Annotated in this window: 13 protein-coding genes; 3 read left to right on the top strand and 10 right to left on the bottom strand. The window is 63.2% G+C overall.

All coding sequences use genetic code 11. The features are described 5' to 3' along the window. Positions 1–21 precede the first annotated feature (21 nt). The 3 genes from metG to HDEN_RS08490 are packed head-to-tail and all read left to right on the top strand — an operon-like array spanning position 22 to position 3,187. A complete protein-coding gene (metG, locus tag HDEN_RS08500; protein WP_013215695.1) occupies positions 22–1,584 on the top strand; it encodes a methionine--tRNA ligase in 1,563 nt (520 codons plus the stop codon). Next, on the top strand, positions 1,584–2,393 hold the full coding sequence (locus HDEN_RS08495) for a TatD family hydrolase (protein WP_013215694.1): 810 nt from the start codon (positions 1,584–1,586) through the stop codon (positions 2,391–2,393). The genes metG and HDEN_RS08495 overlap by 1 nt, the downstream gene beginning before the upstream one ends. Continuing rightward, positions 2,390–3,187 (top strand): MBL fold metallo-hydrolase, encoded by a 798-nt coding sequence (locus HDEN_RS08490; RefSeq protein WP_013215693.1) that lies wholly within the window; start codon positions 2,390–2,392, stop codon positions 3,185–3,187. Before HDEN_RS08495 ends, HDEN_RS08490 begins: the two co-directional genes overlap by 4 nt. 39 nt (positions 3,188–3,226) lie before the next feature. Here the strand turns inward: HDEN_RS08490 and HDEN_RS08485 are convergent, their stop codons facing one another. The 10 genes from HDEN_RS08485 to rpsR all read right to left on the bottom strand — a co-directional run bounded on the left by HDEN_RS08485 (position 3,227) and on the right by rpsR (position 13,066). Then, complete coding sequence (locus HDEN_RS08485) at positions 3,227–3,631, bottom strand: DUF930 domain-containing protein (protein ID WP_013215692.1); 405 nt, start codon at positions 3,629–3,631, stop codon at positions 3,227–3,229. A 190-nt stretch (positions 3,632–3,821) separates the two neighbouring features. Beyond that, positions 3,822–4,607 (bottom strand): SDR family NAD(P)-dependent oxidoreductase, encoded by a 786-nt coding sequence (locus HDEN_RS08480; RefSeq protein WP_013215691.1) that lies wholly within the window; start codon positions 4,605–4,607, stop codon positions 3,822–3,824. A gap of 39 nt (positions 4,608–4,646) precedes the next feature. Beyond that, positions 4,647–6,128, bottom strand: coding sequence for an amidophosphoribosyltransferase (gene purF / locus HDEN_RS08475; protein WP_013215690.1), 1,482 nt, complete (start codon positions 6,126–6,128; stop codon positions 4,647–4,649). 89 nt (positions 6,129–6,217) lie between these two features. Then, positions 6,218–6,850, bottom strand: coding sequence for a CvpA family protein (locus HDEN_RS08470; RefSeq protein ID WP_013215689.1), 633 nt, complete (start codon positions 6,848–6,850; stop codon positions 6,218–6,220). Between the two features lie 55 nt (positions 6,851–6,905). Continuing rightward, the gene (gene radA, locus HDEN_RS08465) at positions 6,906–8,282 is read right to left on the bottom strand and encodes a DNA repair protein RadA (RefSeq protein WP_013215688.1); all 1,377 of its coding nucleotides are present in this window, start codon (positions 8,280–8,282) and stop codon (positions 6,906–6,908) included. Further along, positions 8,282–9,424, bottom strand: a complete 1,143-nt coding sequence (gene alr, locus HDEN_RS08460; RefSeq protein ID WP_013215687.1) for an alanine racemase — start codon at positions 9,422–9,424, stop codon at positions 8,282–8,284. Before alr ends, radA begins: the two co-directional genes overlap by 1 nt. Positions 9,425–9,445: 21 nt before the next feature. Continuing rightward, positions 9,446–10,957 (bottom strand): replicative DNA helicase, encoded by a 1,512-nt coding sequence (locus HDEN_RS08455; protein ID WP_013215686.1) that lies wholly within the window; start codon positions 10,955–10,957, stop codon positions 9,446–9,448. Between the two features lie 163 nt (positions 10,958–11,120). Continuing rightward, positions 11,121–11,705, bottom strand: coding sequence for a 50S ribosomal protein L9 (gene rplI / locus HDEN_RS08450; RefSeq protein ID WP_013215685.1), 585 nt, complete (start codon positions 11,703–11,705; stop codon positions 11,121–11,123). 47 nt (positions 11,706–11,752) lie between these two features. Beyond that, positions 11,753–12,703, bottom strand: coding sequence for a DUF2232 domain-containing protein (locus HDEN_RS08445; RefSeq protein ID WP_013215684.1), 951 nt, complete (start codon positions 12,701–12,703; stop codon positions 11,753–11,755). A 108-nt stretch (positions 12,704–12,811) separates the two neighbouring features. Continuing rightward, positions 12,812–13,066: a 30S ribosomal protein S18 gene (rpsR, locus tag HDEN_RS08440; RefSeq protein ID WP_013215683.1), complete on the bottom strand. Its 255-nt coding sequence runs from the start codon at positions 13,064–13,066 to the stop codon at positions 12,812–12,814. Between the last annotated feature and the right edge of the window lies 1 nt (position 13,067).

Here is a 13,067-nt window from a genome sequence, read left to right as displayed (position 1 = left end):
ATCGACAAGGAAGCTCACCCGTTGCGCGAAAAATTCTACATCACGACGGCCATTTCCTACCCCAACGGCGTGCCGCACATTGGCCACGCCTACGAGGCCATCGCAACCGACGTCATCGCACGCTTCGAACGCCTCGACGGCAAGGACGTCTTCTTCCTGACGGGCACCGACGAGCACGGCCTCAAGATGAAGCAGACGGCCGAGCGCGAAGGCGTCACGCCGCGCGAACTCGCCGACCGCAATTCGGCGCGCTTCATCGAGATGGTGAAGACGCTCGGCCTCTCGAACGACGATTTCATCCGCACGACGGAACAGCGCCACTACGATGCCTGCGCCGAACTCTGGCGCCGCATGGAGAAGGCGGGCGACATCTTCAAGCGTCCGTATGGCGGCTGGTACTCGGTTCGCGACGAAACCTATTACAAGGAGTCCGAGACCGAGGTCCGCGAGGGCCAGCGCTTCGCGACCGCAACCGGAACGCCCGTCGAGTGGAACGAGGAAGAAACCTACTTCTTCCGCCTGTCGGCGTATCAGGACAAGCTTCTCGCGCACTACGAGGCCAATCCGGACTTCATCCTGCCCGCCGAACGGCGCAACGAGGTCGTCAGCTTCGTCAAGATGGGGCTCGAGGATCTGTCGATCTCGCGCACGACGCTCGACTGGGGCATCCCGGTGCCCGACGCGCCGGGGCACGTGATGTACGTCTGGATCGACGCGCTGAACAACTACGTGACCGCGACCGGGCTATTGACCGATCCGCAGGGCTCGCGCGCGCATTACTGGCCCGCCAACGTACACGTCATCGGCAAGGATATCGTGCGCTTTCACGCCGTCTATTGGCCAGCCTTCCTGATGAGCGCGGGACTGCCTCTGCCGAAGCGCGTCTTCAGCCACGGGTTCGTGCTGAACAAGGGAGAGAAAATGTCGAAGTCGGTCGGCAACGTCGTCGACCCGTTCGATCTCGTCAAAGCCTACGGCCGCGATGCGTTGCGCTACTTCTTTCTGCGCGAAGTGATGTTCGGGCAGGACGGCAACTATTCGGCCGAAGCGATCGCGAACCGGATCAATGCCGATCTCGCGAACAATCTCGGCAATCTCGCACAGCGCTCGCTGTCGATGATTTTCAAGAACTGCGACGGCGCCATTCCGCAGCCCGGCGCATTTAGCGCCGAAGACACCGCGATCCTCAATGCGACCGACGCGCTTTATGAGGCCGCGCGGGGCGAGATGGATCGTCAGGCAATCACGAAGTATCTCGATGCCGTCTGGGCCGTCGTCGCGGAGGCCAACCGCTACTTCGCGGCCGAAGAGCCGTGGGCGAAAAAGAAGGCCGACCCGGCGCGCATGGCGACGATCCTTTACGTCACGGCCGAGTGCGTGCGCCAGTTCGCCATCCTCGCGCAACCGGTGATGCCCGAGAGCGCGGCAAAGCTGCTCGACCTCCTTGCGGTTCCGGCGGAAGCGCGCACATTTGCAAGTCTGGGATCGGCGGGACGCCTCAAGGCCGGCACTGCGATTCCGGAGCCGCAGGGCGTGTTCCCGCGCTACGTCGATCCCGAGGAGCCCAAGGGCAAGAAATCGTGATGCTGGTCGACCATCATTGCCATCTCGACTTTCCCGAGTTCGCACCCGAACTCGATCAGGTTGTTGCGCGCGCGCGCGAAGCTGGCGTCGGGACGATGGTGACGATCTCGACGCGCATCCGCCAGTTCGACAAAGTGCGTGCGGTCGCGGAGCGCTTCGACGACGTTTATTGTTCGGTCGGAACGCATCCGCACAACGCGCATGAGGAACTCGACATCCCGCTCGAAAAGCTCATCGAGTTCACCGCACATCCGAAGGTCGTTGCGGTCGGCGAGGCGGGTCTCGACTACTATTACAAGCATTCGACGCCGGAAGCGCAGGCCGAGGGTTTCCGCCGCCACATCGCAGCCGCCCGCGAAACCGGCTTGCCGCTCGAAATTCACACGCGCGACGCCGATGCCGACACCATCGCCATTCTCGAAGACGAGCATGCGAAGGGCGCGTTCCCGGCCGTGCTGCATTGCTTCACCGGCGGCCGCGAACTCGCGATGCGCGCGCTCGTGCTTGGGCTCTACGTCTCGTTCAGCGGCGTCATCACGTTCAAGAAGAACGACGCGTTGCGCGACATCGCCCGCGACGTCCCGCTCGATCGCCTGCTCGTCGAGACGGACGCACCGTTCCTCGCGCCCGATCCCTTCCGGGGAAAACGCAACGAACCTTCTTACGTCGTGCGCACCGCCGCGACGCTGGCGTCCGTCAAAGGCATCTCGAACGCCGAACTAGCGAACGCGACGACGGACAACTTCTTCCGCCTTTATCAAAAGGCCAAGCGTCCCTCGGCCGGATCGCGCGGATCGGCCGCCGCATGACTTACAGGTTCACGATTCTCGGATGCGGCTCTTCCGGCGGTGTCCCTCGCGTCGGCATGAACTGGGGCGCGTGCGATCCGCAAAATCCGAAAAACAACCGGCTGCGATGCTCCGCGCTCGTCGAACGTAAAGGCCCCGGCGGACAGACGGCGGTGCTGATCGACACGTCGCCGGATTTTCGCGCCCAGATCCTGGCGACGCGCCTGACCGGCCTCGACGCCGTTCTCTATACGCACGATCACGCCGATCACACGCACGGCATCGACGACCTCCGCATGATCGCTTTTTCGATGAAGAAGCGCATCGACGTCTATTTCGACGCCGCGACCGGCGCGAGCCTCAAATCGCGATTTGGATATTGCTTCGAAACGCCTGACGGCTCGCCCTATATGCCCATCCTCAACGGACACGAGATCGACGGCGTGTCGCCCATCCCGGTTCGCGGCAGCGGCGGCTTGATCACGGCGCAGCCGATCCTGCAGTCGCATGGAACGATGCCGTCGCTTGGATACCGGATCGGCAATCTTGCCTACTCGCCCGACATCAACGATTTGCCGGAAGCCTCGATATCGCTGCTGCAGGGCCTCGACGTCTGGATCGTCGACGCGCTGCGCTACACGCCGCATGAAAGCCATTTCAGCGTCAAGCAGGCGCTGTCCTGGGCAGCACGCCTGAAGCCGAAGCGCACGATCCTGACGCACATGACCAGCGAACTCGACTATCAGAAGCTTGCGAATGAACTGCCGGAGGGCGTCGAGCCGGCCTATGACGGCATGGTCGTGACGTTCACCTGATCACGGCTGGCGAACTCTGCCGCCGCTCCCACCCCGGCGCTACTTCCACAGTCCGAAGTCTTCCCACTTGTCCTCGGGAATTTCTGCGCCGAGTTTGAAATCGAACGTTTTTGCTTTCATCTGGTCGTCGGACACCGTGCACTTGTACGTCAGCGCATACCAATGTTTGCCCGCGCGGAGTGCTGCGCCGTTGGCCATCACGACGTTATCCTTGAACGTCGCCAAGCTCCTGCTGCTGGTTTTCAATCGGTCGATCGCTTTGAGATGCGTGCCTTTCCGGATCGCGTCGAGGCCGCGCAGGCTGCACGCTTGGTGTGCGCGTTCCTCCGGATCGAGCTTTTCCAGCACGCGATCCATCGAAGCGTCGGCGAACGCGTCATTCGCGCCGCCCATCGCAGCCCCGGCGGCAACGAGCATCATAAAGAAATAGCTGATTATTCGCATTTCAAGCAGTGTCCCCACGTCCCGTGCAGTCGCAGATAGTTCTGCGTGCCGTCCCCCGACGACGGGCCCAAAACGCGCGAAGTTGTGTCGGGAATGAGGCAGAACGCTTCGCTTCGCCAAGGCTGCATGGCAGATCAAACGAGGGCTGGCGGCTCGATCCATCGCAAGCGCCGTCGCTGCGTCGCGTGACTCAAACGTCGGCGTCGATGACGTTGCCATCCAAGCGAACGCCGGGACGCGCTGAGCTTCGCCACTCACGAAAATTCACGAGATCACCGTTGAGCGTGCAGTGCGGCGATGCGAGTTCGAGAAACAGCGGCACGATCTCTTCGGGCGCAGGCAGGCTCGCAGGATCTTCGCCGGGGAAAGCCCTCGCACGCATGTTCGTCCGCGTCGCACCGGGATTGATCAGGTTGACGCGCACATTCGTGTTCACGAGTTCCGCAGCCCACGATTTGGCGAGCGCTTCGAGGCCTGCTTTGGAGGCGGCGTAAGGCCCCCAATACGCGTATTTGCCGCTCGCAGCTCCCGACGTGACGAAGATCGCGCGCCCCGCGTCGGAGCGCTTCATCAACGGATCGAGCGTGCGGATCAAACGCCAGTTGGCGTTGAGGTTGATGTCGATCGTTGCGAGAAAGCCTTCTTCCGTCGTGTGACCGAGCGGAGAAAGCGGCCCGAGAATTCCGGCGTTAGCGACGAAAATGTCGAGATGCTGCCAGCGCTGATAAATCGTCGGCCCGAGCTGATCGACGCGATCGCCCTTGCTGAGATCGAGCTGCAGAAGCGTCGCCGCACCACCCGCCGCGCGAATATCGTCGTCGAGGGATTCGAGCGCGCCAAGCGACCGCGCCGTGATGACGACATGAGCGCCGGCTTTCGCAAGACCGAGAGCGACCGCTCGTCCGATGCCGCGCGATGCGCCTGTGACGAGGGCGATGCGTCCCTTGAGCGGCGCATCATCGAAGCTTTGCGTCATGAAAAATACTCGGGCTGCGGGTTCGGCCGCGATGCGATGTCAGCCGACCTCTGCGAGAAGCGACAGCTGGCGGGGGATGGCCCCATCGTGATCGGTGAGGTTTGTCGGATAATCGCCGGTAAAGCAATGGTCGGTGAACTGCGGCGCCCGCTCGTCGCGTTGATCGAGCCCGATGGCGCGATAGATGCCGTTAACGGACAGGAAGGCGAGACTGTCGGCCCCCATGAAAGTCCGCATCTCCTCCAGCGACATGTTCGCGGCCAGCAGGTCCTTTTTGCTTGGCGTATCGATGCCGTAATAATCGGGATGCGTGATCGGCGGCGAGGAGATGCGCATGTGAACTTCGCGCGCGCCCGCGTCGCGGATGAGCTGGACGATTTTTTTCGATGTCGTGCCGCGCACCACGCTGTCGTCGATCAGAACGACGCTCTGGCCGCGAATGACACCGGAATTGGCGGAATGCTTGAGCTTGACGCCAAGCTGGCGGATGCGCTGTTCCGGTTCGATGAACGTACGGCCGACGTAGTGATTGCGGATGATGCCAAGCTCGAATGGCACATCGCTCTGCTGGCTGAAGCCGATAGCTGCCGGAACGCCGGAGTCGGGGATCGGCACGACGACATCGGCGTTGACCGGTGCCTCGCGTGCAAGCTCGACGCCCATGCGCTTGCGGATGTCATAAACGGTCTGCCCGCCGACAATCGAATCCGGACGGGCGAAATAAATGTACTCGAAGATGCACGGACGAGCCGGTCGCATCGGGAAGGGGCGATGGCTTTCGAGACCTTCGTCGGTGATGACGACAACCTCGCCGTTCTCGACTTCGCGCAGGAACTCGGCGCCGACCATATCGAGCGCGCAGGTTTCAGACGCGAGAACGTAGGACGTGCCGAGGCGTCCGATGACGAGCGGACGAATGCCGATGGGATCGCGCGCGCCGATCATCATGTCGTTGGTCAGGCAGACGAGCGCATACGAACCTTCGATCTGCCGGATCGCGTCGATGAAGCGCTCGACGATGCGGCGCTTCTTGGAGCGCGACAGCAGATGCAGGATGACTTCGGTGTCGGAGGTGGACTGGCAGATGGCGCCGGACGAGATGAGCTCGCGCCTTAGCGTCAGAGCGTTCGTGAGATTGCCGTTATGCGCGACGGCGAAACCGCCGGTATCGATATCTGCGAAGAGTGGCTGGACGTTTCGGATGAGCGGATCGCCGGTCGTCGAGTAGCGATCATGTCCGATGGCCATACGGCCTTTGAGGCGGGTGAGGACGTCGGCTTTCGAGAAGCTGTCGCCGACCAGGCCCATGCGACGTTCGGAATGGAAGTTGCGGCCGTCGTAGGAGCATATTCCGGATGCTTCCTGACCGCGGTGCTGGAGTGCGTGTAGGCCCAGCGCGGTCATCGCCGCAGCGTCGGGATGATCGAAGATGCCGAAGACCCCGCACTCTTCGCGCAGCCGGTCGTCGTCGTATCGCGTGATCGTCAAACCGTCGACAGTCACGCCGCCCTGCTGTGCCATGAGCATCTCCCGCGTTTGAACCGCCGCAATGTCCGATTACGCCGGGTAGTTCCAAACGAGCGCGCCGTGGCGGCTTGACGCCCGCCGCGTCACGCGACCGTCATATAGTACCGCTTACCGCCGATGACCAGCGCGACGGAACGCCCTTTTTGGTCAAGAAAGCCTTGCTGGCCGCCGGGCTGCTCGGTGGGCGGCGGCGGATTGGCCGACGGCTGGGGAATGATCTCGAGAAGCACCGTACGGATCGCTTCGCCTGTCGACTTCACATAGTCGCGAAAGTAGGCGTCGCGGACGAGCGGATGCTGCTTTTCCTTATCGGGCGAGATGAACGCCTCGTAGGCCATGTAGGGGATGACGAACAGCAGAAACCCGCGCAGGACGCCAAAGACGAAACCCAGGACGCGATCGACCATGCCGACCTGGCTATCGAGAATGGCGTCCGAAATGCGTGCCGTAATAAGGTGAACGATAATGAGGACGATCAGCGCCACGACCAGAGCCACGGCGACGGTGGCGATCTGCGGCGGAAGGCTCGTCTGAGCGGCGATTTCCGCGGTCATGTCTTTTTTGGTCGAGAAAATCCAGTACCCGACACCGGCGGCTGCGATCCACGACAGGATCGAGAGCAGCTCGCGCGCAAAGCCGCGATACATGGCCAGAAGCCCTGAAATGAACGCGACCGCGATCAATGCGAGGTCCAAGTATGTCAACGGACCAACCATGGCCGAAATCCCTCTATGATCCAGCACCCCCCAGGGCCGAGATTCGCCCGCACGTTCAGTTGCATGGCGCCGCCGCCGCTGCAAGTGACTTGAGATGTGCGATACGGGACAGCGAGACTTTCAGTCCCGCGGTATCGACTTCGCCGCTCTCGGGCAGAAAAGCTTGTGAAAACCCGAGCTTGGAGGCTTCTTTCAGGCGCGGCGTCATCATGGCGGCGGCGCGGACGGCACCCGAAAGCGACACCTCCCCGAAAAACACGGCGTCGTGAGGCAGAGGCACGCCGGTCATGGCCGACAGCAGAGCCGCCGCGGCTGCGAGATCGGCAGCGGGCTCCGCTATTTTGAGACCACCTGCAACGTTCAGGTAGACGTCGTGACCGGTAAACGAAACTCCGCAGCGGGCGTCGAGCACCGCGAGCAGCATGGCCAGCCGATTGTTGTCCCAGCCGACGACGGCACGGCGGGGCGTCCCGAGGCCCGACGGCGCCACCAGCGCCTGGATTTCGACGAGTAGGGGGCGCGTACCTTCGATCCCGGCGAAGACGGCCGCGCCCGGGCTTTGGCTGTCGCGGTCTCCCAGGAACAACTCGGACGGGTTGGCGACTTCCTTCAGCCCGCCGGTCACCATCTCGAATACGCCGATTTCGTCGCTCGGCCCGAAGCGGTTCTTGACCGCTCGCAGGATGCGATAGGGGAGCCCCCGGTCGCCTTCGAAGTACAACACGGTATCGACCATGTGCTCGATGACCTTGGGCCCGGCGATCTGACCATCCTTGGTGACGTGCCCGACGAGGAGCAGGGCGGCTCCCGCCATCTTGGCGTAGCGGATCAGAGCCAGCGCCGCCGCGCGAACCTGGCTGACGGTGCCGGGAGCCGCGTCGAGCGTGTCGGCCCAAAGCGTCTGGATGGAATCGATGATGACGAGGTCCGGCGGGCGGTCGTCGCTGAGCGTCGCGAGAATGTTCGAGAGATTGGTCTCCGACGCGAGGCCGACTTGCGCATCCGCGAGCCCCAGCCTTCCGGCGCGCAGCCGGACCTGCGCGATGGCTTCCTCGCCCGAAAAATAAATCGAACGCCCGCCGCGCCGCGCGAGATGCGCCGCGACCTGCAACAGTAATGTCGATTTCCCGATGCCGGGCTCGCCGCCGATCAGAATGGCGGAGCCGGGCACGACGCCGCCGCCGGTCACGCGGTCGAGTTCCATGATGCCGGTCGAAAAGCGCGGCGCTTCCTCGGCCGATCCGATGAGCGTCTCAAGCTTGATAACGCGGCCTTTCGATTGCCGCGTGATGCCGGAGCCGGGAGGCGGGCCCGCGTCGGTCTCTTCGACGAGCGTGTTCCAGTCTCCGCAGGCGGAACATTTCCCCGCCCAGCGCGTCGCGGTGGCCCCGCAGGCCTGACAGACGTAAAGCGATTTCGCGGCCTTCGCCATCAGGCAGCGTCCTCGACGTAAAGGCGCGTGAAGCGCGGCCCGAGACGCGTCAGGATTTCGTATCCGATCGTTGCCGCCGCGATGCCCGCATCCTCGATCGTCAGCCCTTCGCCGATCAGCGTCGCGAAATCGTGCGGCTTCACGGCGCCGTCGGGAAGGTCCGTCACGTCGACCGTGATGAGATCCATCGAGACGCGGCCGACGAGGGGAGCCAGGTGTCCGTCGATCAGGACGTGTCCGCCGGGCCGCCCATCGGGCGCACTGGAATTCCGAGGCACGCCATCGGCATAGCCTGCTGCAATGGTCGCGATGCGGCTCGGACGCTTGGCGCGCCATGTCGCCGAATATCCGACGGTTTCTCCCGGCGCGACGTCGGCAACGGCGAGAATGCGCGCCGCGACGCGCACCGCAGGTTTCACCGGCGCGGGCGCAAGCTGTGAAGCCTGTCCGCCATAAATCGCATATCCCGGCCTGACGAGATTGAAGTGATACGCCGGACCGAGCATCAGCCCGTCCGATGCCGCGAGACTTCTCGGCACGCCGGGAAACAGCGCCGTCAGCGTTTCGAACGCCAGCAGCTGATCGCGGTTTTTCGGATCGCGCGGATTGTCCGCCGAAGCGAGGTGGCTCATCACCAGTTCGAGGCGAAGGCCGGACAACACGCTCGGATCAGCGGTCAGACGGCGAACGTCGCGCACCGGCAGACCGAGCCGGTTGAGGCCCGTATCGATGTGCAGCGCGGCGGGAAGCGTTTCGCCGCGCATCCGAGCCAGGGCCGCCCAGGCTGCAATATCGTCAAGCGTCGAAAGCACTGGCGTCACGCCTTGATTTGCGAAGGCCGTCGCGCATCCGCCGACCAATCCATCGAGCGCAAAAATGTGAGCCTCGGGCGCAAGCTTTCGCGCTGTCTCCGCTTCCTCCGGCGTCGCGATGAAGAACGTCGTGCAACCGGCGTGGCTGAGCGCCGCGATCACCCGTTCCGCGCCGAGACCGTAGGCGTCGGCTTTGACGACGGCCGCGCACTGCGCCGGCGCGACTTTCGCCGCCAGCGCTCGCCAGTTGGCGGCGATCTGCGCGAGATCGACGGTGATCGTGCCGGTGGCGCCCGCCAGCGAGCCCGACATGCGTGCGTTCACCGTCATTCGATCCTTCCCAGCCCGAGCCTAATGCGAGGGCAACATATAGTCCCGCGCCAGATTGCCAAAGCGCGTGAACTGGCCTTCGAACGACAATTCGACCGTACCCACCGGGCCGTGACGTTGCTTGCCGATGATGACCTCGGCCTTGCCCGAAGCCGCGCTCATCTTCGTCATCCAATCGGCAAATTCGGGCGTTCCTTCGGCAGGCTTCGTGCGCTCGATGTAATATTCCTCGCGGAACACGAACATGACGACGTCGGCGTCCTGCTCGATCGAGCCCGATTCACGAAGGTCGGAGAGCTGAGGACGCTTGTCTTCGCGCTGTTCCACCTGACGCGAAAGCTGCGACAGGGCGATGATCGGAACCGCCAGTTCCTTGGCGAGCGCCTTGAGGCCCGTGGTGATTTCCGTGATTTCCTGAACGCGGTTGGCGCTGCTGCTCGCTTTCGATCCTGCGAGCAACTGCAGGTAGTCGACGACGAGCAGGTCGAGGCCGTGCTGCCGCTTGAGCTTACGTGCCCGCGCCGAAAGCTGCGCGATCGTGATGCCGCCCGTCTGGTCGATGTAAAGCGGAATGCGCGACATCTCGTTGGCGACGTCGGCGAGCTTGCGGAATTCTTCCTCGTTGATCATGCCGCGCCGGATTTTCTCCGAACTGATTTCCGCCTGCTCTGCAAGAATACGCGTCGCGAGCTGCTCCGACGACATTTCGAGCGAGAAGAACCCGACGATGCCGCCGTCGAGCGTTTCCGCCGTCCCGTCCGAACGCTGTCCGGCGCGATGAGCCTTGGCGACGTTGTAGGCGATGTTCGTCGCGAGCGCCGTTTTGCCCATCGACGGACGGCCTGCGAGAATGATGAGGTCCGAACGCTGCAGACCGCCGAGCTTGTTGTCGAGATCCGAAAGCCCCGTCGACGCGCCGGAAAGATGCCCCGAGCGCTGGAAGGCGCTGTTCGCCATCTCGATCGCGGTCGTCAGCGCCGACTTGAAGGTCTCGAAACCCTTGCCGTACTTGTTCTGCTCCGCGAGCGAGTAGAGACGCCCTTCGGCTTCTTCGATTTGCGCGCGCGGCGCGTTGTCGACGGCGGCATCGTATGCCGTGTTGACCATGTCCTCGCCGATCAGGATCAGCGAACGGCGCGTTGCGAGGTCGTAGATCGTGCGGCCGTACTCGGCGGCGTTGATGATCGTCGTCGCGTTGGCGGCGAGACGGCCGAGATATTGCGGCACCGTCATCGTCGCATCGATCGGCTCGACGTTTTCGAAGAACGTCTTGACCGTGATCGGCGTCGCGGTCTTGCCGGCATGGATCAGCGCCGCGAGCGTCTCGTAGATGCGCCCATGCAGCGGATCGAAGAAATGATCGGGAGACAGGAAGCTTGAAACGCGATCGAGCGCCTCGTTATTGACGAGGATCGCGCCCAAAAGCGCCTGCTCGGCTTCCAGGTTATGCGGGGGCTGACGAAAGGTCAGCGGTTCAATTGCCGAGCCAGCTTGCTTGAGCTTCTCGGTTGCGAGGACTGCGGGATCTGCCATGCGCGGGACGCTAGCAGATTCCGTTTCCCGCCTCGCCACCCGCGGTGGCGCTTCCTGCATCCGTCCCCGTTATTAACACCACGAGGCGGAAAGATCCGGAAAGGCTTGGCCGTTGCGAATCGAGCAACAGCCAAGCCGGTTGTGCAACCTGATCGCGAAGGGATCAGGCTTTGTCGGCGTCTTCCGAATCTTCGGTCGTGTGGCCTTCCTCGAACACGGCGTCCGGATTGAACGTCTCGAGTTCGAGTGCTTCGTCCTTGACGACCGCGACGTCTTCGCCGCGCGCCTGCTTGTCGGCTTCATCCTGCGACCGCGCGATGTTCAGCGAAACGGTGCTGACGACTTCCGGATGCAACTGAACCTTCGCCGGGTTGAGACCGAGCGACTTGATCGGCTTGTCGAGAACGATCTGGTTGCGGTTGACGGTGAAGCCGCCCGCGCTGATCGTTTCTGCGATGTCGCGCGTCGAGACCGAGCCGTAGAGCTGGCCCGTGTCGCCGGCGGCGCGGATGATGATGAAGGTCTGCCCCTCGAGCTTCGCCGAGACCGCTTCGGCTTCCGCCTTGTGAGCGAGGTTTTCGGCTTCGAGCTGCGAGCGGCGGCCTTCGAACACCTTCTTGTTGTCTTCCGTTGCGCGCAGCGCCTTTTTCTGCGGCAGCAGGAAGTTGCGCGCGTAACCGTCCTTGACGTTGACGACGTCGCCCATCTGTCCGAGGCGGCCGATGCGTTGAAGCAGAATGACTTGCATGAAAAGAACTCCTTTTTGGTTTTTGCGTTTGTTGAATGCGATGAATTTCAGCTTGGCGGTGGAGGCGGCTTGCCTGCGTTCCGGTAGTTGAAAACGGTTTCGGCGAGGCCGACGAGGGCCAGGAGCAATCCGATGTGCGGAACAAGGATCGCGCCGATATAGAGCGAGCTCAGAATGAAGCTGCGCCACGGCGAGCCGCGCGTCAGCACATGAACGAGGCCAAGCCCGACGAGCGCGAAGGCAAGCGTGAACGGCGCCGCGACACCGGCCGAGAGCAGGCCGGTCAGTCCGCCCGTGAAGGTCAGGCCGATGGCAACGAACAGCGCGAGTGTCGCCCCGGCTGGCATCTTGAACTGCGCGAGATCCGGCCAGGGACGCACCAGGCGTCCGGATGCGAGCGTGATGCGGCCCGCGAGCCAGAGGTTGAGCAATGTCGTCGCCATGGCCAGAAGGCCCAGCGCCCAGGGCAGTGTCGAGAGCGTCGAACGCGTGATCTGATCGATCTCCGCCTCGCCGATCGCCGGCGCTCCGGGGATTTGCGTCAGCTCGGATTTGACGAAGGCTTGGACGGCGCCGCGCAGCATCTTCGTCAGGGTTTCGATGTCGCCGCCCATCATGATCAGCGCCAGCATCGCGAACAGTCCTGCGAACAGCGCCGCGAACACGACGATTCGGCCGATAGGATACCATTCGCGCTGGTCTTCCGGTCCGCGGCTCATCAGCGTGAACCGCGTGCAGACGAAAGCCGGGATGGCCGTGCTGATCGCATAGATTTCCGCCGTCAGCGGATTGGTGATCAGCATCACGGTCGTCGTCGCCGTGATGGCGGCGATCGCGCCGGGGATCACACCCAGTCCAAGACCTGCGAGATAAAGGGAGAGCGGCGTCAGCAGAAACAGCACGACGCGCAGCACCATCGCTCCAGTCGTCGCCGAAGCGAAAACGACCGCGGAAACAATACCCGCTGCAATGGCAAGAAGAAAAACGTTCGTCGGCATCGCCTGCTGTCCCGCATTTCGAGCGGTTAGAGCCGGATCCGGTTTCCCGTCCCGACCCAACGGAGAGAAATTCCCCTCTCCCCGTTCTTTACGGGGAGAGGGCGATGATTACTTGATTACGTACGGCAGCAGCCCAAGGAAGCGGGCGCGCTTGATGGCCTGGGCCAGCTCGCGCTGCTTCTTGGCCGAGACGGCCGTGATACGGCTCGGCACGATCTTGCCGCGTTCGGAAATGTAGCGGCCGAGCGTGCGCACGTCCTTGTAGTCGATCTTGGGAGCGCCTTCACCCGAGAACGGGCAGGTCTTGCGACGGCGCTGGAACGGACGACGGGCACCGCCGCCGCTGGAAGCGATTTCAGCCATG

Origin of the sequence: Hyphomicrobium denitrificans ATCC 51888, from assembly GCF_000143145.1 — a bacterium.
In the GTDB taxonomy this organism is placed as follows: domain Bacteria; phylum Pseudomonadota; class Alphaproteobacteria; order Rhizobiales; family Hyphomicrobiaceae; genus Hyphomicrobium_B; species Hyphomicrobium_B denitrificans.
The sequence above is the reverse complement of the archived record's forward strand: the minus strand, read 5'-3'. Positions and strand labels throughout refer to the sequence as shown.

What these genes read in the sequence shown, in the direction of transcription:
- purF (WP_013215690.1), bottom strand. Translation starts at nt 6,128, where the DNA reads ATGGCACAGCAGGGCGGCGTGACTGTCGACGGTTTGACGATCACGCGA.
- HDEN_RS08480 (WP_013215691.1), bottom strand. Translation starts at nt 4,607, where the DNA reads ATGACGCAAAGCTTCGATGATGCGCCGCTCAAGGGACGCATCGCCCTC.
- HDEN_RS08485 (WP_013215692.1), bottom strand. Translation starts at nt 3,631, where the DNA reads ATGCGAATAATCAGCTATTTCTTTATGATGCTCGTTGCCGCCGGGGCT.
- HDEN_RS08495 (WP_013215694.1), top strand. Translation starts at nt 1,584, where the DNA reads ATGCTGGTCGACCATCATTGCCATCTCGACTTTCCCGAGTTCGCACCC.
- HDEN_RS08455 (WP_013215686.1), bottom strand. Translation starts at nt 10,957, where the DNA reads ATGGCAGATCCCGCAGTCCTCGCAACCGAGAAGCTCAAGCAAGCTGGC.
- alr (WP_013215687.1), bottom strand. Translation starts at nt 9,424, where the DNA reads ATGACGGTGAACGCACGCATGTCGGGCTCGCTGGCGGGCGCCACCGGC.
- HDEN_RS08445 (WP_013215684.1), bottom strand. Translation starts at nt 12,703, where the DNA reads ATGCCGACGAACGTTTTTCTTCTTGCCATTGCAGCGGGTATTGTTTCC.
- radA (WP_013215688.1), bottom strand. Translation starts at nt 8,282, where the DNA reads ATGGCGAAGGCCGCGAAATCGCTTTACGTCTGTCAGGCCTGCGGGGCC.
- HDEN_RS08470 (WP_013215689.1), bottom strand. Translation starts at nt 6,850, where the DNA reads ATGGTTGGTCCGTTGACATACTTGGACCTCGCATTGATCGCGGTCGCG.
- HDEN_RS08490 (WP_013215693.1), top strand. Translation starts at nt 2,390, where the DNA reads ATGACTTACAGGTTCACGATTCTCGGATGCGGCTCTTCCGGCGGTGTC.
- rpsR (WP_013215683.1), bottom strand. Translation starts at nt 13,066, where the DNA reads ATGGCTGAAATCGCTTCCAGCGGCGGCGGTGCCCGTCGTCCGTTCCAG.
- rplI (WP_013215685.1), bottom strand. Translation starts at nt 11,705, where the DNA reads ATGCAAGTCATTCTGCTTCAACGCATCGGCCGCCTCGGACAGATGGGC.